The sequence below is a fragment of the Streptomyces sp. NPDC037100 genome, from assembly GCF_055606225.1.
In genome coordinates, this window is sequence record NZ_JBVJSX010000001.1 from 822,399 (window position 1) to 845,241 (window position 22,843).

The 22,843-nt window shown below is 71.7% G+C and carries 17 protein-coding genes and 1 pseudogene; 10 read left to right on the forward strand and 8 right to left on the reverse strand.

Going from position 1 to position 22,843, the window contains the following annotated elements; genetic code table 11:
• Positions 1-48 precede the first annotated feature (48 nt).
• The 6 genes and pseudogenes from ACZ7EG_RS03755 to ACZ7EG_RS03780 all read left to right on the forward strand — a co-directional run bounded on the left by ACZ7EG_RS03755 (position 49) and on the right by ACZ7EG_RS03780 (position 6,586).
• Positions 49-1,200 (forward strand): Gfo/Idh/MocA family protein, encoded by a 1,152-nt coding sequence (locus tag ACZ7EG_RS03755; RefSeq protein WP_471071731.1) that lies wholly within the window; start codon positions 49-51, stop codon positions 1,198-1,200.
• Positions 1,197-2,351: a dihydrodipicolinate synthase family protein gene (locus ACZ7EG_RS03760; protein WP_471071734.1), complete on the forward strand. Its 1,155-nt coding sequence runs from the start codon at positions 1,197-1,199 to the stop codon at positions 2,349-2,351. The genes ACZ7EG_RS03755 and ACZ7EG_RS03760 overlap by 4 nt, the downstream gene beginning before the upstream one ends.
• Positions 2,352-2,383: 32 nt before the next feature.
• Entirely contained in the window at positions 2,384-3,181 is a 798-nt protein-coding gene (locus tag ACZ7EG_RS03765) for a sugar phosphate isomerase/epimerase family protein (protein ID WP_471072463.1), read from the forward strand.
• A gap of 15 nt (positions 3,182-3,196) precedes the next feature.
• Positions 3,197-3,643: pseudogene (locus ACZ7EG_RS03770) on the forward strand (LysR substrate-binding domain-containing protein); the annotation flags it as partial.
• A gap of 331 nt (positions 3,644-3,974) precedes the next feature.
• Complete coding sequence (locus ACZ7EG_RS03775) at positions 3,975-5,816, forward strand: glycoside hydrolase family 3 protein (RefSeq protein WP_471071737.1); 1,842 nt, start codon at positions 3,975-3,977, stop codon at positions 5,814-5,816.
• A gap of 113 nt (positions 5,817-5,929) precedes the next feature.
• Complete coding sequence (locus tag ACZ7EG_RS03780) at positions 5,930-6,586, forward strand: hypothetical protein (RefSeq protein ID WP_471071740.1); 657 nt, start codon at positions 5,930-5,932, stop codon at positions 6,584-6,586.
• Between the two features lie 24 nt (positions 6,587-6,610).
• Here ACZ7EG_RS03780 and ACZ7EG_RS03785 read toward each other — a convergent pair whose 3' ends face one another.
• The 4 genes from ACZ7EG_RS03785 to ACZ7EG_RS03800 form a co-directional block, all read right to left on the reverse strand.
• Positions 6,611-7,156 carry a DUF4760 domain-containing protein gene (locus ACZ7EG_RS03785; RefSeq protein WP_471071743.1) on the reverse strand — a complete coding sequence of 182 codons (546 nt, stop codon included), beginning with the start codon at positions 7,154-7,156 and terminating at the stop codon, positions 6,611-6,613.
• Positions 7,157-7,253: 97 nt separating this feature from the next.
• Positions 7,254-8,690 carry a S28 family serine protease gene (locus ACZ7EG_RS03790; RefSeq protein WP_471071746.1) on the reverse strand — a complete coding sequence of 479 codons (1,437 nt, stop codon included), beginning with the start codon at positions 8,688-8,690 and terminating at the stop codon, positions 7,254-7,256.
• Positions 8,691-8,804: 114 nt separating this feature from the next.
• Positions 8,805-9,197, reverse strand: coding sequence for a hypothetical protein (locus tag ACZ7EG_RS03795; RefSeq protein ID WP_471071749.1), 393 nt, complete (start codon positions 9,195-9,197; stop codon positions 8,805-8,807).
• A gap of 107 nt (positions 9,198-9,304) precedes the next feature.
• Positions 9,305-13,024, reverse strand: coding sequence for an ABC transporter ATP-binding protein (locus ACZ7EG_RS03800; RefSeq protein ID WP_471071752.1), 3,720 nt, complete (start codon positions 13,022-13,024; stop codon positions 9,305-9,307).
• A gap of 141 nt (positions 13,025-13,165) precedes the next feature.
• Here ACZ7EG_RS03800 and ACZ7EG_RS03805 point away from each other — a divergent pair, with 141 nt between their 5' ends.
• A complete protein-coding gene (locus tag ACZ7EG_RS03805) occupies positions 13,166-13,531 on the forward strand; it encodes a hypothetical protein (protein WP_471071755.1) in 366 nt (121 codons plus the stop codon).
• A 226-nt stretch (positions 13,532-13,757) separates the two neighbouring features.
• Here ACZ7EG_RS03805 and ACZ7EG_RS03810 read toward each other — a convergent pair whose 3' ends face one another.
• Positions 13,758-14,609 (reverse strand): serine hydrolase, encoded by an 852-nt coding sequence (locus ACZ7EG_RS03810; protein ID WP_471071758.1) that lies wholly within the window; start codon positions 14,607-14,609, stop codon positions 13,758-13,760.
• 167 nt (positions 14,610-14,776) lie between these two features.
• On the opposite strand from ACZ7EG_RS03810, the gene ACZ7EG_RS03815 reads away from it, so the two are divergent.
• The 3 genes from ACZ7EG_RS03815 (at position 14,777) to ACZ7EG_RS03825 (ending at position 18,533) form a co-directional block, all read left to right on the forward strand.
• The gene (locus tag ACZ7EG_RS03815) at positions 14,777-17,008 is read left to right on the forward strand and encodes an ArnT family glycosyltransferase (protein WP_471071761.1); all 2,232 of its coding nucleotides are present in this window, start codon (positions 14,777-14,779) and stop codon (positions 17,006-17,008) included.
• A 115-nt stretch (positions 17,009-17,123) separates the two neighbouring features.
• Entirely contained in the window at positions 17,124-17,744 is a 621-nt protein-coding gene (locus ACZ7EG_RS03820) for a DUF7691 family protein (protein WP_471071764.1), read from the forward strand.
• 174 nt (positions 17,745-17,918) lie between these two features.
• The gene (locus ACZ7EG_RS03825) at positions 17,919-18,533 is read left to right on the forward strand and encodes a hypothetical protein (RefSeq protein WP_471071767.1); all 615 of its coding nucleotides are present in this window, start codon (positions 17,919-17,921) and stop codon (positions 18,531-18,533) included.
• Between the two features lie 25 nt (positions 18,534-18,558).
• On the opposite strand, the gene ACZ7EG_RS03830 is transcribed toward ACZ7EG_RS03825, so the two are convergent.
• The 3 genes from ACZ7EG_RS03830 to ACZ7EG_RS03840 form a co-directional block, all read right to left on the reverse strand.
• Positions 18,559-20,244, reverse strand: a complete 1,686-nt coding sequence (locus ACZ7EG_RS03830) for a thiamine pyrophosphate-binding protein (protein WP_471071770.1) — start codon at positions 20,242-20,244, stop codon at positions 18,559-18,561.
• Positions 20,241-21,221 carry an agmatinase gene (gene speB / locus ACZ7EG_RS03835; protein WP_030838119.1) on the reverse strand — a complete coding sequence of 327 codons (981 nt, stop codon included), beginning with the start codon at positions 21,219-21,221 and terminating at the stop codon, positions 20,241-20,243. The genes ACZ7EG_RS03830 and speB overlap by 4 nt, the downstream gene beginning before the upstream one ends.
• A 66-nt stretch (positions 21,222-21,287) precedes the next feature.
• Positions 21,288-22,751: a sodium:solute symporter family protein gene (locus ACZ7EG_RS03840; protein WP_471071773.1), complete on the reverse strand. Its 1,464-nt coding sequence runs from the start codon at positions 22,749-22,751 to the stop codon at positions 21,288-21,290.
• Between the last annotated feature and the right edge of the window lie 92 nt (positions 22,752-22,843).

Below are 22,843 nucleotides of genomic sequence, written 5' to 3' on the forward strand. Positions count from 1 at the left end.
GAAGGGTGGGGCGTACGCGGCGCGACGACCGCGTACGAAGGGAACGACGTGACACGCAAGACGGTGCGTATCGCCATGAACGGCGTGACCGGGCGCATGGGTTACCGCCAGCACCTGGTCCGCTCCATCCTCGCCCTGCGCGAGCAGGGCGGCCTCGACCTCGGCGACGGCACCGTGCTGTGGCCCGAGCCGATCCTGGTCGGCCGCCGCGAGCACGCGCTGCGGGCGCTGGCCGAGCAGCACGGGCTGGAGCACGTCTCGACGGACGTGGACGCGGTCCTCGCCGACGAGACGGTGGACATCTACTTCGACGCGCAGGTCACCTCCGCCCGTGAGGAGGCCCTGAAGAAGGCCATCGCGGCCGGCAAGCACATCTACACCGAGAAGCCGACCGCCACCGGTCTCGACGGCGCCCTGGCCCTCGCCCGGCTGGCCGACGAGGCCGGCATCAAGCACGGCGTCGTCCAGGACAAGCTCTTCCTCCCGGGCCTGCTGAAGCTGAAGCGCCTGATCGACGGCGGCTTCTTCGGCCGGATCCTGTCCGTGCGCGGCGAGTTCGGCTACTGGGTCTTCGAGGGCGACTGGCAGGCCGCCCAGCGCCCGTCGTGGAACTACCGGTCCGAGGACGGCGGCGGCATCGTCGTCGACATGTTCCCGCACTGGGAATACGTGCTGCACGAGCTGTTCGGCCGGGTGAAGTCCGTCCAGGCGCTCACCGCCACGCACATCCCGCAGCGCTGGGACGAGAACGACAAGCCCTACGACGCGACGGCCGACGACGCCGCGTACGGCGTCTTCGAGCTGGAGGGCGGCGCGATCGCCCAGATCAACTCCTCCTGGGCCGTGCGCGTCAACCGCGACGAGCTGGTGGAGTTCCAGGTCGACGGCACCGAGGGCTCCGCGGTCGCGGGCCTGCGCAACTGCCGCGTGCAGCACCGCAGCGCCACCCCCAAGCCGGTCTGGAACCCGGACATCCCCGCCACGGAGGTCTTCCGCGACCAGTGGCAGGAGGTCCCGGACAACACCGAGTTCGACAACGGCTTCAAGGCCCAGTGGGAGCTGTTCCTGCGGCACGTCTACGCCGACGCCCCCTACCACTGGGACCTGCTGGCCGGTGCCCGCGGTGTGCAGCTCGCCGAGCTGGGCCTGAAGTCCTCGGCCGAGGGCCGCCGCCTCGACGTACCGGAGATCTCGCTGTGACGATCCGACTCCCCGGCCCCGACGGTGCGCTGCGGACCTACGAGCCCCGCACCGAACCCCTGGCCGTGACTCCCGGCACGCCCTTCACCTCCCGCACGGTCTTCTCGGCCGCGCACGTCGTCGCCGACCCGTACGCCGACGTCTCCCCGGACTCGCCCGCCGCCGTCGACTGGGAGCTGACCCTCGCCTTCCGCCGCCACCTGTGGTCGCACGGGCTGGGCGTCGCCGAGGCCATGGACACCGCCCAGCGCGGCATGGGCCTGGACTGGGCGGGCGCGGCCGAGCTGATCCGCCGCAGCGCCGCTGAGGCCAAGGCGGTCGGTGGTCTGATCGCCTGCGGTGTCGGCACCGACCAGCTCACCGGCCCGGCGAGCCTGAACGAGGTCCGCGCGGCGTACGAGGAGCAGCTCGCCCTCGTGGAGGAGTCCGGCGCGCAGGCCATCCTGATGGCGTCCCGGGCGCTCGCGGCGGCGGCCTCCGGCCCCGAGGACTACCTGGAGGTCTACGGCCACCTGCTGCGCCAGGCCTCCGAGCCGGTGATCCTGCACTGGCTCGGCCCGATGTTCGACCCGGCCCTGGAGGGCTACTGGGGCTCGGCCGACCTGGACGCGGCGACGGACACGTTCCTGGAGGTGATCGCCGCCCACCCCGACAAGGTCGACGGCATCAAGGTCTCCCTGCTGGACGCCCGGCGCGAGGTCGGCATCCGCCGCCGGCTCCCGCAGGGCGTGCGCTGCTACACCGGCGACGACTTCAACTACCCCGAGCTGATCGCGGGCGACGAGCAGGGCTTCAGCCACGCGCTGCTCGGCATCTTCGACCCGCTGGGCCCGCTGGCGGCGGAGGCGGTCCGGGTCCTGGACACAGGCAACACGCAGGGCTTCCGCGAGCTGCTGGACCCCACGGTCGGGCTCTCCCGCCACCTCTTCCAGACCCCGACCCGCTTCTACAAGACGGGGGTCGTCCTCCTCGCCTGGCTCGCGGACCACCAGCCGCACTTCACGATGGTCGGCGGCCTGCAGTCGGCCCGCTCGCTGCCGCACCTCGCGAAGGCGTACGAACTGGCCGACGGACTGGGTCTGTTCCCCGACCCGAAGCTCGCGGAGGAACGGATGAAGACGCTGCTGAGCGTGTACGGGGTGAACCAGTGAGCGGGTCGTTGGAACGCTTCTCCATCAACCAGATGACGGTGAAGCAGCTGTCGTTGCCGGAACTGGCCGACGGCTGCGCCCGGTTGGGCATCCGCAACGTGGGGCTCTGGCGCGAGCCGGTGCGGGCGCACGGCCTGGAGGCCACGGCCAAGCTGGTCCGGGACGCCGGGCTGACGGTGACGACGTTGTGCCGGGGCGGCTTCTTCACGGCGATCGATCCGGCGGAGCGCGCCGAGGCCCTGACGGACAACCGCCGTGCGATCGACGAGGCGGCGGTCCTGGGCACGGACACCCTGGTCCTGGTCTCGGGCGGTCTGCCCGCCGGTTCCAAGGACCTGCACGGCGCCCGTGAACGCATCGCGGACGCCCTGGCGGAACTGGGCCCGTACGCGCGGGAGCGCGGTGTCCGTCTGGCCATCGAGCCGCTGCACCCCATGTACGCCTCGGACCGCTGTGTGGTGTCGACCCTGGCCCAGGCCCTGGACCTCGCCGAGCGCTTCCCGGCGGACCAGGTCGGTGTCACGGTCGACACGTACCACATCTGGTGGGACGACACCGCGCCCGCGCAGATCGCCCGGGCCGGTGCGGGAGGCCGCATCCACACCTTCCAGCTCGCCGACTGGACGACGCCCCTCCCGGAGGGCGTCCTCACCGGCCGCGGCCAGATCGGTGACGGGTCGATCGACATGCGGGAGTGGCAGGACCACGTGGAGGCGGCCGGCTACACCGGCGCCATCGAGGTGGAGCTGTTCAACGACGTCCTGTGGGCCCGGGACGGCCAGGAGGTACTGGCCGAGACGGCGAAGAGGTTCACCGAACACACTCGCTGACCGGCCCCCCGCACCGCGCCGCCGCCCCGCCCCGCTCACCGGGTGGCCGGGCAGCGGCATGCCCGGGCCCGCGCACCACACCCGTTCGCCGGGCGGACCGCCGTACGGCGGGAGGAGCTGGGCGGGGAACGGTGGATATGCCAGCCGCCGGGGCGGGTCTGCCACGACTGGCTGCTGCGAACGCTGCGCACGGCCGGGCACGAGCCGGACATCGTCCACCAGGCCGACGAGAATCCCACCCTCGTGGCCCTCGTGGCGGCCGGGCTGGGGGTCGCGCTCATCCCGCGACTGGGACGCGGTCCGCTGCCCGCCGGGGTGGTGGAGGTGCCGCTCGACCCGATGCCGGTACGGCGGCTGTACGCGCTGTGGCGGACGGGGGCGGCCCGGCGTCCGGCCATCGCGGAAACCGTACGGGTGCTCGGTGAGCAGTGGCCGAAGGTGGCGGCTCATCCGCCCCGTTGACCTCCTGTTTCCCCCTGCGTACCAACTTGCGGAAATCCGGGCCGGGTCGGGAACCCGGAGCGGACCGGCCCCGTCCAATCGCAGGCTGTCGGAGAGTCACCACGGTGCGGTGTCGGCCCTCGCCACTGGCTGCGATCGCTGACCACCCTCTCCGCCGTACCGCGGCCGGCGGCACCCGCCGCCATCGGCGCGCCCCCCTCCAACCGCGCCGGTGGCGGCCCCCGAGCGTTGCCGCGCGTTCCCTTGACTGGCAGAAACTTCCCGGATATTCGTGACCTCCTGGAAGTTTCCTTCAGTGGATCCGAGCGGATCACCTCCGGAAGGAGCGCACGTGCACGACACCGGCACGGGAAGCACGGGAAGCACGGGAAACACCGCACAGCCCTCCAGACGTACCGTCCTCGCCGCCACGGCCGGCGTCACCGCCGCCCTCGCGGCCGCCGGACCCGCGCACGCCGCCGCCCCGGACGACAGCCGGCTGCGCGCCCTCGTCTCCCGCATGACGCTGGAGGAGAAGGTCGGCCAGCTCTTCGTCATGCGGGTCTACGGCCACTCCGCCACCGCCCCCGACCAGGCCGACATCGACGCCAACCTCAAGGAGATCGGGGTCCGTACGGCCGCCGAGCTGGTGGCGAAGTACCGGGTGGGCGGCATCATCTACTTCACCTGGGCGCACAACACCCGCGAGCCGCACCAGATCGCCGACCTGTCCAACGGCATCCAGAAGGCCTCCCTCGAACTGCCGCGCGGGCTGCCGGTGCTCATCTCCACCGACCAGGAGCACGGGATCGTCGCCCGGGTGGGCGAGCCCGCGACGCTGTTCCCGGGCGCCATGGCCGTCGGGGCGGGCGGGTCGCGGTCCGACGCCCGTGTGCTCGGGCGGATCGCGGGCGCCGAGCTGCGGGCGATGGGAATCCGGCAGGACTACTCCCCCGTGGCCGACGTGAACGTCAACCCGGCCAACCCGGTCATCGGCGTACGGTCCTTCGGTGCCGATCCGCGGGCGGTGTCCGCGCTGGTGGCCGCCGAGGTCGCCGGGTACCAGGGGTCCGGGGTCGCCGCGACCGCCAAGCACTTCCCCGGGCACGGGGACACCAACGTGGACAGCCACACCGGCTTCCCCACCATCACGCACAGCCGGGAGCTGTGGGAGAAGCTCGACGCGCCGCCGTTCCGGGCGGCGATCGCCGCGGGCATCGACTCGATCATGACCGCGCACCTGATGGTCCCGGCCCTCGACGACTCCGGCGACCCGGCCACCCTCTCCCGCCCGATCCTCACCGGCATCCTGCGCGAACGCCTCGGCTACGACGGGGTCGTGATCACCGACTCCCTCGGCATGGAGGGCGTACGGACCAAGTACGGCGACGCCCGGGTGCCGGTGCTGGCGCTGAAGGCCGGTGTGGACCAGCTGCTCAACCCGCCCGACCTGGACCTCGCGTGGAACGCCGTCCTGACGGCCGTGCGCGAGGGCGAGCTCACGGAGGCCCGGCTCGACGCATCGATCCTGCGGGTGCTGCGGCTGAAGTCCAAGCTGGGGCTGTTCCGTTCGCCGTACGTCAGCCACGGCGGTGTGGACCGGACCGTCGGGACCCGGGCGCATCGGGCGGCCGCCGACCGGATCGCCGAGCGCACGACCACGCTGCTCGTCAACGAAGGACGGCTGCTGCCCCTGTCGCGGCGCCGGTACCCCAAGGTGCTGGTGGTCGGAGCGGATCCGGCCTCGCCGTCGGGCACGACCGGCCCGCCCACGGGCGTACTCGCCGGCGCGCTGAGCGAACTGGGCTTCACCGCCACGGCCCTGTCGACCGGCACGGCCCCGTCCGCCGCGACCGTCGCCAAGGCGGTCGCGGCGGCGCGGGAGGCGGACGCGGTGGTCGCCGCCACGTACAACGTCACCGCGAGCAGCAGCCAGAAGACACTGGTGGAGCAGCTCGTGGCGACCGGGAGGCCGGTCGTGGCGGTGGCGATCCGCAACCCGTACGACGTGGCCCGGCTGCCGTCCGTGCGGGCCTGTCTGGCCGCCTACTCCTGGACCGACGTCGAACTGCGGGCCGTCGCACGGGTGATCGCCGGGCGGGTGAGGCCGCGCGGGAAACTGCCCGTGCCGGTGCAACGGGCGGATGATCCGGAACAGGTGCTGTACCCCATCGGCCACGGACTGTCGTACTAGAGGTACGCCACGGACCGTACGCACCACCTCCAACGTGCGCAAACCGTCCTGTATGCCTGGTGTGCACCCGCTACGGCGGGTCACGCTGGGCGAGCACACTCGGGGGGTCGGCGATGCGTGAGCGAAGTGTTGTGGGGGTGGTCTGCGGGCTCCTGGTCCTGATCGGCGCGTTGCTGACCGGCTGCCAGAGTCCGTCACGAGGCGTGGCGGAGGACGGCCGGCCGGGCGAGCCGGCGACCGGGAGGACCACCACCATGTCGCCGGTGCCGACCCGGCCGTCCGGGTACGGGGCGGTGTTCCTCGCGGTCGGCGAGTGCTCCTCGTTCGGTACGACGAGCTTCACCGAGGTGCCGTGCACCGGTGAGCGGGCGGCGGCCCGGGTCGAGGCGCGGCACGACGGCACGGTGCGGGACGGACCGCGCTGTCCCTCGGCCACCGACTTCGTGCTGCACATCAGCGAGCAGCGGCCCGCCTCCGACGAGGACGGCGACGGGGCGGTCCCGCAGGGCTACGCCTGTATGCGCAACCTCCAGCCGCCGCATCCCGGTGATCCGGGTGGCGGGGGCGGGCCCCGCACGATCGTCGGCGACTGCGTCTACGACTCCGGTGACGGGAAGGTCCGCGAGACGGCCTGCGACGGCACGGGCGAACGGCGGCCGCAGTACAAGGTGGTCCGGGCGGTCGTCGAACGGGCCGACTGCCCCGGCCCGACGGCCCTGTACGTCCGGCTGGGCGGGAAACGGCCCGTGGGGTGCGCCCGGCTGCTGTGAGCGGTGCGTCCGTCATCGCCCGCGTCAACGCATCAGCCGGTTGCGCGAGGTTCGTCGCCGGGCCTCGGCCATCAGGTCGCGGACGTTCTCCGCGGGCAGGTCTGCCGCCAGTCGAGCCAGCTCCTCGAAGGTCGACAGGTACGTTCCGGTGCTGCCCTCGCCCCGCAACTGCCTCTCCCGCTCCACGAAGGGCCGGACGGCCTTCCAGACCGAGACGATCCGGGTGCGCAGGACCGTGACCAGCAGGGTCTGGTCGAGCAGACCGAAGACGGCGAGGTTGGCGAACGACTGGTAGTAGTACACGACGCTGCAGAAGGCCGTCTTGGCCTCGGCCGGTAACCCGCGTACTCCGTTCTCCGGGTCGTGCTCGGCTCCCAGGCGGGTGCACACGTAGTCGTGCTGCTCGTGGAACTCCGCGGAACGGAACTCCCTGAGCAGGTCGATCAGCACCGATATGTGGTTGGCGTGCTTCGCGGTGCGGGCCTGCCGTGCGCTGAACACGATGGAGGTCACCACTGCGACGACGGCGATGGCCGTGGTCACGACGTTGAAGACGACAGAACTGTCCATCCGGTCACCGTACGGAGCGTTCACCGCTTGCGCAGGGACATGCGAACCGCCCCTCGGCCCGGAGGGCGAGGGGCGGTCGTGTGCGGGCGGCGGGCGGTTACGGACGCAGCGTCATCTCACGCTGCACGTCCCGCTTGTCGAGCTTGGCGTCGAACTTCGCCAGCGGCTTGGCCGCCTGCGGGTCGGCCTGCACCGCACCAGGGGCGACGCCGGCCCAGTCGAGGATGCGCGCGGTGGCGAGGGCCTTCTGCTCGGGCACGAGGCCCGCGACGTTGGCGCCGTGGTTCATGCCGGGGGCGGTGAAGACGTAGGAGTCCTTCGCGCCCTTGCCGAGGCGGAACGGCTCCGCGCTCCACGGGTCGTTCTGACCGTTGACGAAGAGCATGTGGCGGGCGTTGTGCCGGACCCAGGTGTCCACGTCACGCATCGCCGACGGCTGGAACTTCATGGGGATGTCCCGGGGGACGAAGTTCCGCGGCGGCTGGTAGCCGTAGCGGATGTACTGCTTCTCGACGTGCGGGAACTGGATGGTCGGCGCGCCGAGCTGGGTGCCGGCCTGGTAGTAGTACGGGGTGTAGGTCGTCAGGCCCTGGTCGGCGTAGGCGGAGAAGCCGGAGATCGTGTCGACGGAGTCCCAGATCGCGTCGTCGGTGGCGTTCTTCGCGTCGGCCGGGATCTGGTCGCAGTCGGCCAGCAGGCTGTACTGCCAAAAGCCCCACACGTAGTCGAGGACGGTGGCCTCGTAGGCCTTGTCCAGGCTGCCGATGGTGGTGAAGGTGAGGCCGTTCTCCTCGGCGTAGGCCGCGTACTTCTTCTCCAGCGGCTCGCGGCGCACCAGCGCCTCGCGCTGCACGGCGTTCAGCCGGTCGCGGCACTCCTTGGTGCCGACCCGGGCGAAGAAGCGGTCGTAGGCCGAGTCCTCCTTGTTCACCACGTCGTTGGGGGCGACGTAGGCGACGACGCCGTCCATGTCCCGCGGGTAGAAGCGCTCGTAGTAGGTGGCGGTCATGCCGCCCTTCGAACCGCCTGTGGAGATCCACTTCTTGCCGTAGATGCCCTTCAGCGCCTTGAAGACGCGGTGCTGGTCGCTGGCGGCCTGCCAGATGTCCAGCTTGGACCAGTCGGCCGGGGCGGGCCGGGACGGGGTGAAGTAGCGGTACTCCAGGGAGACCTGGTTGCCGTCCACGATCTGGGTGGGCTCGCTGCGGCGGGGCGTCGTGGAGACGTTGTAGCCGCTGGTGAAGAACACCGTCGGGCGCGAGACGTCCTTGTGCAGCACGGTGATGCGCTGCTGGAACGTGCCCTTCGAGGGCTTTCGGTGGTCGACCGGCTGCGTGTAGTTCAGGACGAAGAAGCGGTAGCCGGTGTACGGCTTCTCCTCGACCAGGCTCATGCCCGGTACGGAGAGCAGTCTCTCCTTGATGTCGGTGGTGCTGTCGGTGCCGGCGGCGTCGGCGGCGGTGGCCGCTCCCGCCGTGCCCAGTGTGCCTATGAGCACCGTGAGCGCCAGCAGCCATCTGAGCGCCTTGCGCATGCGCACTCCCCTGTGAGACAGATGTGCGCCGGAAGCTAGCGGACCAACTCACCGGAGCACCAGGGGACATAGGGATAACCCTGTGCGCGGGGGCGTGTCACCGGGCGCGGGGTGTCAGCACAGGATCCAGCCGGGGCTGAACCTCCCTCGGCCGACCTGGCCCTTGAGCCAGACGCAGCGGCGCCCGGCGTGCACGGTCACCGGGCCCGCGCGGTAGGCGTACGTGCCCTGGTCCACGACCGGCCGGTTGCCGCGCGCCTGCACGCTCACCGACATCGTGCGCTTGGCGCCGGGTTTCCTGTTGAGGGTGACGGCACAGACGTAGCCGCCGCGCTTGTAGACGAGCACGGTCCCGGTGGAGAACGGCAGGGTGCGGACCTTGCGCCCGGGGCAGAGCGCGGATGTCGCGGCCTGCGCCTCGCCCGGGGCCGCGACGGCCAGCAGCCCGGAGGCGGTCAGCACGGCCAGCCCCAGCGCGAGCCGCCGACGTATCGCTCCACTGTCCACTGTCGTCCTCCCGTACCGCGTCCTCCGCGACCATCGGCGTACGCCTGTACGGACGCATGACGTATGTCGGATGGTTGCACGAGCGTTACGGAAACGCTGTCAAGTGATCAGCGGGACACGCCGACCGGCTCCTCCGGCTCCGGGGCGCCGATGAACGTCCGCCACAGCTCCGCGTACCGCCCGCCGCGCGCGAGCAGCTCCTCGTGCGTGCCGTCCTCGGCGACCCGGCCGTGGTCCATGACGACGACCCGGTCGGCGCGGGCGGCGGTGGTGAGGCGGTGGGCGACCACCAGGGTCGTGCGGCGGCCGGCGAGCCGGTCCGTGGCCTGGTTGACCTGGGCCTCCGTGGCCAGGTCCAGGGCGGCCGTGGCCTCGTCGAGCAGCAGCACGTCCGGGTCGACCAGCTCGGCGCGGGCCAGGGCGATCAGCTGGCGCTGCCCTGCGGACAGGTTGCGGCCGCGTTCGGCGACCTCGTGGAGGTAGCCGCCCTCCAGGGTGGCGATCATGTCGTGCGCGCCGACCGCGCGGGCCGCCGCCTCGACCTCGGCGTCGGTGGCGTCGGGGCGGCCGTAGGCGATGGCGTCGCGGACGGTGCCCTGGAAGAGGTACGCCTCCTGCGGGACGACTCCCAGACGGTGCCGGTAGGAGGTGAGGTCCAGGGCCCGCAGGTCGGTGCCGTCGACGGTGACCCGGCCGCCGGTGGGGTCGTAGAAGCGGGCGACGAGCTTGACGAGGGTCGACTTGCCCGCGCCGGTCTCGCCGACGAAGGCGACGGTCTGCCCGGCCGGGATGCGCAGGTCGACCCCGCCGAGGGCCTCTTCGTCGGTCCCGTAGGCGAAGTGCACGTCCTCGAAGGCGATGTCACCGCGCAGCGACGGGACTTCCAGCGGTTCGTCGGCGGACTTCGTCGACGTCGGTTCCCGGAGCAGCTCCTGGATGCGGCCCAGCGAGACGGTCGCCTGCTGGTAGCCGTCGAAGACCTGGGAGAGCTGCTGCACCGGCGCGAAGAACAGGTCGATGTAGAGCAGGTAGGCCACCAGCGAGCCGATCGCCAGGGTCCCGTCGTCGACCCGGGCCCCGCCCACGATCAGCACGGCAGCGGCCGCCACCGACGACAGGAACTGCACGAACGGGAAGTACACCGAGATCAGCCACTGGCCCCGGACGCGGGCCTGACGGTAGCTGTGGCTGCGCTCGGCGAACCGCCGCCCGCCGTCCCGCTCGCGCCGGAAGGCCTGGACGATCCGCAGACCGGAGACCGACTCCTGGAGGTCGGCGTTGACGACCGACACGCGTTCGCGGGCCAGCTCGTACGCCTTCACGCTCGCCCGGCGGAAGAAGACGGTGGCGATGATCAGCGGCGGCAGCGTCGCGAAGACGACCAGCGCGAGCTCCACGTCGATCACCAGCAGCGCGACCATGATCCCGAAGAAGGTGACGACCGAGACGAAGGCCGTGACCAGGCCCGTCTGGAGGAACGTCGACAGCGCGTCGACGTCGGTCGTCATCCGGGTCATGATCCGCCCGGTCAGCTCACGCTCGTAGTAGTCGAGCCCGAGGCGCTGCAGCTGGGAGAAGATCTTCAGCCGGAGCGAGTACAGGACCCGCTCGCCGGTGCGCCCGGTCATCCGGGTCTCACCGACCTGGGCCGCCCACTGCACCGCGACCGTCAGCAGCCCCAGCAGGGCCGCGGCCCATACGGCGCCGAGCGCGGCCTCGGTGACGCCCGAGTCGATGCCGTGCCGGATCAGCACCGGCAGCAGCAGGCCCATGCCCGCGTCGGTGGCGACCAGGGCGAGGCTGATCAGCAGCGGCAGTCCGAAGCCGCGCAGCAGCCGGCGCAGGCCGTAGGAGTCCTCCGGCTGGACGGCCCGCGACTCGTCGATGTCCGGGACGTCGGTGGCCGGGGGCAGCGCCTCGACCTGGGCGAGCAGCTCGGGGGTGGCCGGGCTCTCGGCGAGTGCGGTGTCCTTGCGCTCGCGGTCGCCGCTCCAGAGCCGTGGGGTGACCCCGCGCTCGGCGTCGAACTCGGCGTCCAGCTCGTCCCGTACCGAGGTGTCCTCGGGGGGACAGGCCGGCTGGGCGTGGCCCGGGGAGACCCCGCCCAGCTCGTCGGGGTCGGTGAGCAGACGCCGGTAGAGGGCGGAGCGCTGCTGGAGTTCCTCGTGGGTGCCGATGTCGGCGAGGCGGCCGCCGTCCAGGACGGCGATGCGGTCGGCGAGGTTCAGGGTGGAGCGGCGGTGGGCGATCAGCAGGGTGGTGCGGCCCCGCATGACCTCCTTCAGGGCCCCGTGGATCTCGTGCTCGACCCGCGCGTCCACGGCGGAGGTGGCGTCGTCCAGAACCAGCAGACGCGGGTCGCTGAGGATGGCTCGGGCGAGGGCGACGCGCTGGCGCTGTCCGCCGGAGAGGGTGAGGCCGTGCTCGCCGACCGTGGTGTCGTAGCCGTCGGGCAGCTCACTGATGAAACGGTCCGCCTGGGCGGCGCGGGCGGCCTTCTCGATCTCCTCCGAGGTCGCGTCCGGGCGGCCGTAGGCGATGTTGTTGCGGACCGTGTCGGAGAAGAGGAAGGAGTCCTCCGGGACCAGGCCGATCGCCGCCCGCAGGGACTCCAGGGACAGCTCGCGCACGTCGTGGCCGCCGACCAGGACGGCCCCGCGGCTGACGTCGTAGAAGCGCGGCAGCAGCAGGGAGAGGGTGGACTTGCCGGAGCCGGAGGAACCGACCACGGCGAGGGTCTCGCCCGGGCGGATCTCGAAGCTCAGCCCGTCGAGGACGGGACGGTCGGCGTCGTAGCCGAAGGAGACGTCGTCGAACTCGACCGTCGCGGGGGCGTCGGCGGGCAGGTCCTTGTGGCCGTCCTCGATGGACGGCTCGGTGTCGATCAGCTCCAGGACGCGCTCGGTGCCGGCGCGGGCCTGCTGGCCGACGGTGAGCACCACCGCGAGCATGCGGACCGGGCCGACCAGCTGGGCGAGGTAGGTGGAGAAGGCGACGAACGTGCCGAGCGTGATGTGCCCGCGCACCGCCAGCCAGCCGCCGAGCGCGAGCATGGCGACCTGGCCGAGGGCGGGGACGGCCTGGAGGGCCGGGGTGTAGACGGAGTTCAGGCGGACGGTGCGCAGCCGGCCCGCGAACAGCCGGCGGCCGACCTCCCGGAGCTTGCCGGTCTCCTGCTCCTCCTGCCCGAAGCCCTTCACCACGCGTACTCCGCTGACGGCGCCGTCGACCACGCCCGCGACGGCGGCGGCCTGGGCCTGGGCGTACCAGGTGGAGGGGTGCAGCCGGGTGCGGCTGCGCCTGGCGATCCACCAGAGGGCGGGGGCGACGGCCAGGGCGACCAGGGTGAGCGGGACGGACAGCCACGCCATGATCACCAGGGAGATCAGGAAGAGCATGAAGTTCCCGATGGTCATCGGGAGCATGAAGAGCAGGCCCTGGATCAGCTGCAGGTCGCTGGTGGCACGGCCGACGACCTGGCCGGTGGACAGCTCGTCCTGACGGCGGCCGTCGAGCCGGGTGATCGTGCCGTACATCTCCGTCCGCAGGTCGTGCTGGACGTCGAGGGCGAGGCGGCCGCCGTAGTAGCGGCGGATGTAGGTGAGGACGTAGACGACCAGGGCGGCCGCGACGAGGAGGCCGGCCCAGGTGGTCATGTCCCTGGTGTGCTCGCCGATGACGTCGTCGATGATCACCTTGGTGATCAGGGGGACGAGGGCCATGACGGCCATGCCGACCAGGGAGGAGCCGAGGGCGAGTACGACGTCCTTCGGGTGGCGCCACGCGTAGGCCCACAGTCGTCGTGCCCATCCCCGTTTCGGTGTCACACCGGTACCTTCCGTCCGTCCTGAGCTGCCGGAAGGCGTCAACGCGGGACACCCCCGATTTCATCCCGCGACGCCGCTTCCCCGACCAGAGGACCAGGAACCCGCGACTCATGGCCCAGGCCCGGGCTAGGCTCCCCGGCCATGGTGCCCTCACTCGCTCAGGTGACGCGTCGACCGCGCTTCGCGCGCGCCGAGACCATGGTGGCCCTGTGCGCCGCCCTGTGCTGGCGGATGCTCGCCTTCGCGATGTACGCGGAGGGCTACGACCTCGACCCGAGCGCGCCGCGCCAGATGTCCGGAGACGCGGCGATCGCACACCTGGCCCTGCTCCTCGCGCTCTCGGTCGCGGTGACCTGGTCGCTGCGTCTGCTGCCCTGGCCGCCGCTGCGCACCGCGGTGGACGCACTCGCCGTCGTGCGCCTCGCCGCGGTGCTGCTGCTGTCGGCGGTGATGGCTCTGGCCCTGCTCACCGGGGTCCGCGTTCCGCTGCTGGGCTGGGAGATGTGAGCACGCCGGAAGCGGGGCCCGCGGCATGGGCGTCACCGCAGGGGCGGGCCGGTGACGTCGGGTGCGTGGCCAGGTGAAGGTCGGCCGTTCCGGTGAATCGGCCACACGGAGAGCACTTGCCCCTCTTGTGGTCGTTTGCCCGGATATGGAAAACACTCTTCCCCCCGTGCTCTACACCATCCTCGCCGTCGTCAGGAGGCTCCTGGACGTCCTCGGCTGAGCCCCGTCAGCTCGCCGCCAGATCCTTGTGGATGACCTTGGCCACGGCCTGGATGGTGGCGATGCCGTAGTTCATCGTGCTGTTGCCGTGGGTCAGCACGGTCATCACATAGTCGTGGCCGCCGCCCTTGAACGCGCCGACACTGTGCACCCGCCACCCGTTGGTGGAGCGTTGCAGCCAGCCGTTCTTGACGGCCACGGTGACGCCCGACGGCACTCCGTAGGGGGTGCCCCAGCGCTGGGACGACACGACCTGGCCCATCAGCTTGAGGATGTAGGCCCGGGCGTTGTCGCTCAGGACCGCGTTCCTGGCGGTGAGGAGCTTCAGCAGCTTCTGCTCGTCGGTGACGGTGATCTGGGTCAGGCCCCAGTAGCCGTTCGCCCCGGGCTTGGTCTGCGTCATGCCGGCGGCCGCCAGGAAGTTCTTGATCTTCGTCATGCCGAGCTGCTTCCACAAGGTGGAGGTCGCCGCGTTGTCCGACTTGGTGATCATCGCCTTGGCGAGGGTGTTCTCGCGGTCGGTGAGATACCGGTTCGATTTCTTCGCGTCCCACAGCAGCGTGGCGAGGACGGTGACCTTGACGACGCTGGCCGAGTCGTAGGCGGAGCCCGCGCGCAGGGTGCAGGTCGTGTTGGTGCTGCGGTCGTGGAGGCCGACGGCGACCGTGCCCTTGCGGGTGGCGAGCGCGGCGGTGATGTCCTTCTTCAGCTTGGTGGCCAGCCCGGCCTTGGCCGACGTGCAGGCCACGGCCGGAGGGGCGGCGGAGGCGGGCGTGGCGGCGGCTACGAGCGGCACGAGCACGCCGGTACCCACGGCCACTGCCAGCACTCTCGCGCGGCGGGATATCCCAGAAGTCATGCCCCCCTTGACTCGCGGACGCGGCCGAAAGGTTGCATGGACAACGAGAGCTTGTACGAGTCGTTATCGGGAGCCGCTACGAGTCGTTGTCGGGAGCCGCCCGAATTCACAGACGGCGGCCAGCTTCGGCACAGCGGCCTCCCACCGGAGCTCCCCACCATGCTGGGGTGACCTCTGCCACCGAAACCCAGCTCCGGACCGCCGAGCCCCCGCCGGCCCCGCCCAAGGACGCCGCCCCCGCGCCGCGTTGGTCCCTCCCCGCGCTGCTCGCGATCCTCGCTCTGGCCGCGGCGCTGTACTCCTGGAACCTGTCCGGAGCCGGCCTCAACAGCTTCTACAGCGCCGCCGTGCTGAGCGGCACCGAGAGCTGGAAGGCCTGGTTCTTCGGCTCGTTGGACGCCGGGAACTTCCTCACCGTCGACAAGCCACCGCTCGCGCTGATGGTCATGGGCCTGTCCTGCCGGGTCTTCGGCTACGGCACCTGGCAGATGATGGCGCCGATGGTCGTCGCCGCACTGGCCACCATCTGGATCCTGCACTCCGGTGTGAAGCGGGTGTTCGGGCACGCGGCGGCGGCCGTCGCGGCCCTCGTCCTGGCCCTGACCCCGATCACGGTCGCCATCAACCGGGACAACAACCCCGACACCCTGCTGGTGTTCCTGATGGTGGCCGGTGCGGCGCTCGCCCTGCGTGCGACGCGCGACGGCCGGCTGCTGCCGCTGCTCGGTTCGGCGGCCTGCTTCGGGCTCGCCTTCAACACCAAGATGCTCCAGGGGTACATCGCGCTGCCCGCCGCGTTCGTCGTCTATCTGTACGCGGCGAAGCCGGCGGTGGTGAAGCGGATCGTGAACCTGTGCCTCGCCGCGGTGGTACTGGCCGTCTCCAGCTTCTGGTGGGCCGCGGCCGTGTCACTGGTCCCGGCCTCGGAGCGGCCGTACATCGGCGGTTCGACGGACGGCACCGCCTGGAACCTGATCATGGGCTACAACGGCCTCGGCCGGATCCTCGGCGGCGAGGGCAACGGCGGTGGCGGCGGAGGCGGAGGCTTCTCCGGAACGGCGGGCCTCGGCCGGATGTTCAACGACATCCTCGGCGGCCAGATCTCCTGGCTGATCCCCTTCGCGGGCATCGCGCTCGTCGGCGGCCTGGTGCTGTGCGGCCGCGCCCCGCGCACGGACCCCACCCGGGCCGCACTCCTGCTCTGGGGCGGCTGGACCCTGCTGCACTACCTGACCTTCGCCCTGGCCGAGGGCACCATGCACCCGTACTACACGACCGCACTCGCCCCGGGCATCGCGGCGCTGTGCGGAGGCGGCGGGGCGCTGCTGCTGCGGGCGTTCCGGTCCGACCGGCGGTGGGTGTGGGTGCTGCCGCTCGCGCTGGGTGTCACGGCCGTCTGGGCGGCGGTGCTGCTGCGGCGGGCCTCCGGCTGGCACACCTGGCTGTGGCCTTCCGTCCTGGTCGTCATGGCGCTGGCCGTCGCAGGCCTGCTCGTCTTCCGCTCCGGCGGCTCGGGGCGGCGGCTGCGGCTGCTGGCGGTGTCGGTGGCGGCCGCGGTCGTCGCGTCGGTGGCGGGCCCGGCCGCGTACGCCTGGTCGGTTCCGTCGTCGGGCGCGAGCGGCGGCATGGGCGGTACGAACCCGACGGCAGGACCGACCACGGGCAGCGGCTTCGGCGGGCCCGGGGGCGGGGGCGGCCGGGGCTTCCCGGGCGGTTCCGCTGCCGGGGAGATGCCGGGTGGCGGTGCTCGGCAGGGCGGTGACGACCGGGCCGGCGGCGGCTTCCCCGGCGGCGGGGTGCCGTCCGGCGGGCAGAGCGGGCAGACGCCCGACGGGGCGGGCGGCGAGGGCGGTACGCCCCCGAGCGGCACCGGCCCCGGTGGGGGCGGCACGGCCGGTGCCGGCATGCGCGGCGGCATGGGCGGCGGCATGGGCGGCGGCGCGAGCAGCGAGCTGATCGCGTACCTCAAGAAGCACCAGGACGGCGCCAAGTGGCTGCTGGCGGTGTCGAGTTCGCAGGGCGCCGCCCAGCTGATCCTGAGCAGCGGGGAACCGGTCATCTCCATGTGGGGCTGGTCCGGCAGCGACAAGGCGATGACGCTCGCCAAGCTCAAGGAGCTCGTGAAGAAGGGCGAACTGCACTACATCCAGCTCGGCGGCGGCATGGGCGGCGGTCCCGGTGGCGGCTCCACCGTCAGCTCCGAGGTCACGGCGTGGGTGCAGAAGCACGGCACGGCGGTGCGGGAGAGCGACTACGGCACGAGCGCGAACTCCGGCACCGGCACCGGCACCGGCTCCTCGGCGCAGTCGAGCCAGTCGGGCCAGTCGGGCCAGTCGGGCCAGTCGGGCCAGTCGGGCCAGTCGGCGGTCTACCGCCTCGACCCGTCCGACGTCAGCTGATCCCCCCTCACAATCCCGCACATACGAACGGCCTCGCGCTCTCGGCCCGGGGCTGTTCGCATGTCCCCGATCATGGACACCGGTGTCCGGCGAACGGGTGAAGGGAAGCGCAACGGTGGGCTACTGCCTCGAGATGAGCACCGGCGACATGAGAACGGTGGTGCGGCTGCTCACGGCAGTGGAGCGGACCGAGCGGCAGGAGCGCACCCTCGCCCGGGTGCGCACGGAGTGCGAGCGCACCGACGCCCGCTTCCGGGAGCAGGGCATCGACCTCGACGTCTCCATCGGCCGGGCCCTGGACGAGCTGATCGACGGCACCCCGAGCACCGATCGCTGTCCCGCGTACAGCTACGCCTTCTACCAGGCCGTCGCGGCGCACTTCTCCGACCCCACCGATCTCGGCGCCTGGCGCCGCCCGTCCTGGTTCCGCGCCATGGACGACGAACTGGCCCGGCACGGCGTGCCGTCCGACCTCCTCCCGGGCACGTTCCTGTTCAGCGGCCCGCCGCTGCGGCTGCCCCACCCCGGCGACGTGGTGCCCGCGATCGGCACGCTGCCGACCGGCCGCGCCGCCGGCCTCGCCGACGCCTACACGCGCGTACTCGACCGCCTCGACCCCGAATTCCGCGGCGCGGCCCGCCGGTTCGTCGATGCCATGCGGTGCGAGGCGCAGGAGTGGGAGAGCGCGCGGCAGCTCGGGACGAACCCCGACACGCTGCTCTTCTGGTTCCACTGACCCCTGCCGGAACTCTTGACGCCGCTTTTCCCACCGGGATACTTGCGGTCGACAGCGCGCCAACTGCCGCGTCGAACAAGGGAATTGAGCGGCGGCGTCAATCTGTCCGAGATCCCGAACGTCGTGCGAAGTTTCGCAAGTTTCGTGACGACCACCCCCACAGGAGGATCCGCAATGAGCCCACGCAAGGCATCCCACATGGCCCTCATAGCCGCCCTGACCACCGCTCTGCTGGTCGGCCCCGGCGTCGCCCAGGCCGCGACTGCCCAGGCTCCGCCCGCCCCCACCCGGGACCGCGCCGCCGCGGCGACCATCACCTGGTCCCTCGTCCGCGCGAGCAACCCCACCGAGGACCAGCGCTCGGCCTACGACCTCATCACGAAGGCCATGAACGCGGCGGTGGCCCGCTACAACAACCTCAGCGACCTGGGCAAGACCCTCACCGTCCGCTACGAACCGGGCGTCCCCACAGCCGACGGCAACATCAACGGCACCATCCGCTTCGGCAGCAACCGCAGCTACATGAGCGAGCGGACGGCCCTGCACGAGATCTCACACACCATCGGCGTGGGGACCAGCTCGGGCTGGTCCCGGCTCGGCGGCAGCGGCACCTGGACCGGCGGCCAGGCCACCGCGCTGGTCAAGCAGTACGACGGCTCGGGCGCCAAGATCTCCACCGGCGGCGGCCACTTCTGGCCCTACGGCCTGAACTACGACAACGAGTGGTCGGGCACGGCGGCCGACCGCCATGTCCGCATCGTCGCCGCGATGGTCCGCGACGGTCTGTAGACGACCGGGCGGGGCCGGCCGGCGCTCACCCCAGGTGCGTCGGCGCGAACATCCGCAGCACGGCCGGGAGCAGGACCACCGAGGGCCCGGGCGCCCGAAGCGCCTTCGCGAGGTCCTGCTCCAGGTTCTCCGGGGTCGTCCGGACCCCGGGGACGCCGAAGGACTCCGCCAGGGCCACGTAGTCCGGCCGGGTCAGTTCCGTCGCGGTCGCCTCGCCGAACGCGTCGTTCATGTACGCGCGCAGGATGCCGTAGCCGCCGTCGTCGACGATCAGCCAGGTGACGTTCAGGTCGTACTGGCGGGCCGTGGCCAGCTCGGCGATGGAGTACAGGGCCCCGCCGTCGCCGGAGACGGCGAGGACCGGGCGGGTCGGGTCGGCCGCAGCCGCGCCGAGTGCGGCGGGGAAGGCGTAGCCGAGGCCGCCGGCGCCCTGAGCGGAGTGCATGTGGTTGGGGCCCTTGGCGTCGAAGGCCGACCAGGCCCAGTACGCGAGGATCGTCATGTCCCAGAAGGACGGGGAGTCGGCGGGGAGTGCCGTGCGGACGGACGCCAGGACGTGCTGTTCCAGGGTGAGTTCCTGGGCGGCGATGCGCTCGACGACCTTGGCGAGCACCTCTCGGACCCGGTCCGCGGCCGTCGCGTCCTCGCGGTCCGGCACGGTCTCCAGCAGCGCCTGCAGCGCCAGCCGCGCGTCCGCGTGGATGCCCAGCGCGGGGTGGTTGGACTCCAGCTTGCCGAGGTCCGCCTCGATCTGGATGATCCGGCCACGCGGCTTGAACGTGTGGTAGTTCGAGGAGAGTTCGCCGAGCCCCGAGCCGACGACCAGGAGGACGTCGGCGTCCTCCAGGAAGTCGGTGGTGTGCCTGTCCTCGATCCACGACTGGAGCGACAGCGGGTGCTTCCAGGGGAACGCGCCCTTGCCGCCGGGCGTGGTGACGACCGGCGCCCGGAGCCGCTCCGCCAGCTGCTTCAGCTTGCCGGAGGCGTCCGCCCGGACCACTCCCCCGCCCGCGATGATCGCCGGGCGGGCGGCCCTCGACAGCAGATCGGCGGCCACGGCGGTCAGTTCGGGGCGCGGCGGCAGCTCCTCGGGGAAGGCGTCGCCGCCCGTCACGACCGGGATCGCCGTCTCGGCGAGCAGCACGTCCTGCGGGATCTCCACCCACACCGGGCCGTGCGGGGCGCTCAGCGCCGACGTCCAGGCAGCCTCGATCGCGGAGGGGATCTGGGACTGGGTGCGGACGGTGTGCACGGACTTGACCACGCCTCGGAACGAGGCGGCCTGGTCCGGCAGTTCGTGGAGGTAGCCGTGCCGGCCGCCGCCCAGGCCCGCCGTCGGGATCTGGCTGCTGATCGCCAGCACGGGCGCGGAGGCCGCCGCCGCCTCCTGGAGAGCGGCCAGGGAGGTCAGGGCACCCGGCCCCGTCGACAGCAGCAGGGGCGCGGCCTCGCCGGTGATCCGGCCGTACGCGTCCGCCGCGAACCCGGCGTTGTTCTCCACCCGCAGGCCGATGTACCTGAGGTCGGAGCGGCGCAGCGCGTCGAACATGCCGAGGGCGTGCTGGCCGGGCAGCCCGAAGACGGTCGTCGCGCCGAGCCCGGCCAGCGTCTCCACGACCAGGTCTCCGCCGTTGCGGCCGGAAGGAGGATTGAGGGCGGCCTCCGTCTGGGCGGGCGTGGGGCGGAGCACCAGGTCGTGGTCGTGAGTCACTTGGCTTCCGAGTCCTTCCGGGCCGCGGCGATCTGGCGCGACATGATCGTGGTCAGTTCGTAGGCGGTGTGGGACGCGGCCACCGACGTGATCTCCGCGTGATCGTACGCGGGGGCCACCTCGACCACGTCCGCGGAGACCAGGTTGCAGGAGGCCAGCCCGCGCAGGATCTCCAGCAGTTCGCGCGAGGTCATGCCGCCGGCCTCGGGGGTGCCGGTGCCGGGGGCGTGGGCCGGGTCGAGGCAGTCGATGTCGATGGAGATGTACAGCGGCCGGTCGCCGATGCGCTGGCGCAGCTGGTCGGCGACCTCGTCGGCGCCGCGCCGGTAGACGTCGGCCGAGGTGACGATGCCGAAGCCCATCTTCTCGTCGTCGGTCAGGTCCTGCTTGCCGTAGAGCGGGCCGCGGGTGCCGACGTGGGACAGCGCGGAGGTGTCGAGGATGCCCTCCTCGACCGCGCGGCGGAACGGGGTGCCGTGCGTGTACTCGGCGCCGAAGTAGGTGTCCCAGGTGTCGAGATGGGCGTCGAAGTGCAGCAGCGCCACCGGGCCGTGCTTCTTGGCGACCGAGCGCAGCAGGGGCAGCGCGATGGTGTGGTCGCCGCCGAGCGTCATCAGGCGGGCGCCCGTGCCGAGCAGGTCGTCCGCGGCGGCCTCGACGGTCTCGACGGCCTCGTTGATGTTGAACGGGTTGACGGCGATGTCGCCGCCGTCCGCGACCTGGGCGAGGGCGAACGGGGAGGCGTCCTGCGCCGGGTTGTACGGGCGCAGCAGCCGGGACGCCTCACGGATCGCGTTGCCGCCGAAGCGGGCGCCGGGCCGGTACGAGACGCCCGAGTCGAACGGCACGCCCACGACCGCGACATCGGCCCGGCCGACCTCGTCCAGCCGCGGCAGCCGGGCGAAGGTCGCGGGTCCGGCGTACCGCGGGACGCGGGAGGAGTCGACGGGGCCGCGCGGAGTCTCGTTGCTGCTCATGAAGAAATGCCTTCTTTCCTACGCTTCATCGCGTGTGTACTGCTATGCACTGCTTGTTCTACGACTCTACTTCGGAGCCGCGGCCGGTTCGGACGCGAGTTCGGGTGACCGTCCGGCCAGCCGCTCGCGCCAGGCGGTGAGGACGGCGGCGTCAGTGGCGGGGGTGGCCAGGGAGACCACCAGGTAGGCGGCGAGGGAGGCGAGCAGGCCGTAGTAGACGGGCTCGTTGGCGAGGATGCCGTACGTCGCCATCAGCACGATGACCGCGAGTCCGCCGACCACGACCGAGGCGAGGGCGCCGTAGACCGTGCCCCGCTTCCAGACCAGCCCGCCCAGGATCGGCACCAGCAGTCCGCCGACGAGGAGGTTGTAGGCGACGGTCAGGGCCTCCACCACGTTGTCGATCGCGATGGCCGTGGCGATGACCGCGAGGCCCATCAGCAGGATGAAGGCGCGGTTGCCCTTCACCTCGTCGTGGTCGCCCGCGGGCGTCCTGCCCAGGCCCCGCAGCCGGGACCAGATGTCGTTGTTGGCGACGGTGGCGCAGGCGATCAGCGCGCCTGAGGACGTCGACATCACGGCGGCGAGGGCGGCGGCCAGCACCAGTCCGCGCACTCCGACGGGCAGCTCGTCCTTGACGATGGTCGCGAAGGCGTCGTCCGGGCTGCCGAGCTTGGGGTACAGCACCTTGGCCGCGGTGCCGATGACGGCACCGGCGAGGGCGTAGGCGAGGCAGTAGGTGCCGGCCACGGTCCCGCCCCACTTGGCGGTCCGGTCGCTGCGGGCGGTGAAGACGCGCTGCCAGATGTCCTGCCCGATGAGCATGCCGAAGGTGTAGATCAGCACGTAGGTGAAGATCGTCTCGCCGCCGATGCCCAGGGGGTCGAAGTACTCGGTGGGCAGCTGCGCCTTCATCTCGCCGAACCCGCCGGCCTTCACGACGGCGATGGGCAGCAGCAGGAGCAGCACGCCGATGGTCTTCACGACGAACTGCACCATGTCGGTCAGGGTGATCGACCACATGCCGCCGAGGGTGGAGTACGCGACGACGATCGAGCCGCCGAGGACGATCGCGACCGTGCGGTTCATGTCGAACAGGACGTCGAAGATCGTGGCGTACGCGATGGTCGAGGTGACCGCGAGCATCAGCGTGTACGCCCACATGACGACACCGGAGATGACGCCGGCCCGACCGCCGCCGTAGCGCAGGTCGAGCATCTCGGAGACGGTGTAGACCTTCAGCCGGGCGATGCGGGCGGAGAAGAAGACGGAGAGGGCGAGCAGGCCGAGGCCGATGGTGAAGACCATCCAGGCGCCGGACAGGCCGTACTGGTAGCCCAGGCCCACACCGCCGATGGTGGAGGCGCCGCCGAGGACGATCGCCGCCATGGTGCCGGAGTACATGGCCGGGCCGAGGCGGCGGCCGGCCACGAGGAACTCGCTCTTGGAGCGGGCGCGGCGCATGCCCCACCAGCCCATGGCCAGCATGCCGGCCAGGTACACGACGATGACGGCGTAGTCGACGGCCATGAGGGCCTCCTTCGATCGGTGTCGCCGGCGGGTGACGAGGACTGACCTTAGGTGGCCGGAAAGCGACTGCGAAGTGTACGTTTCATCCATTC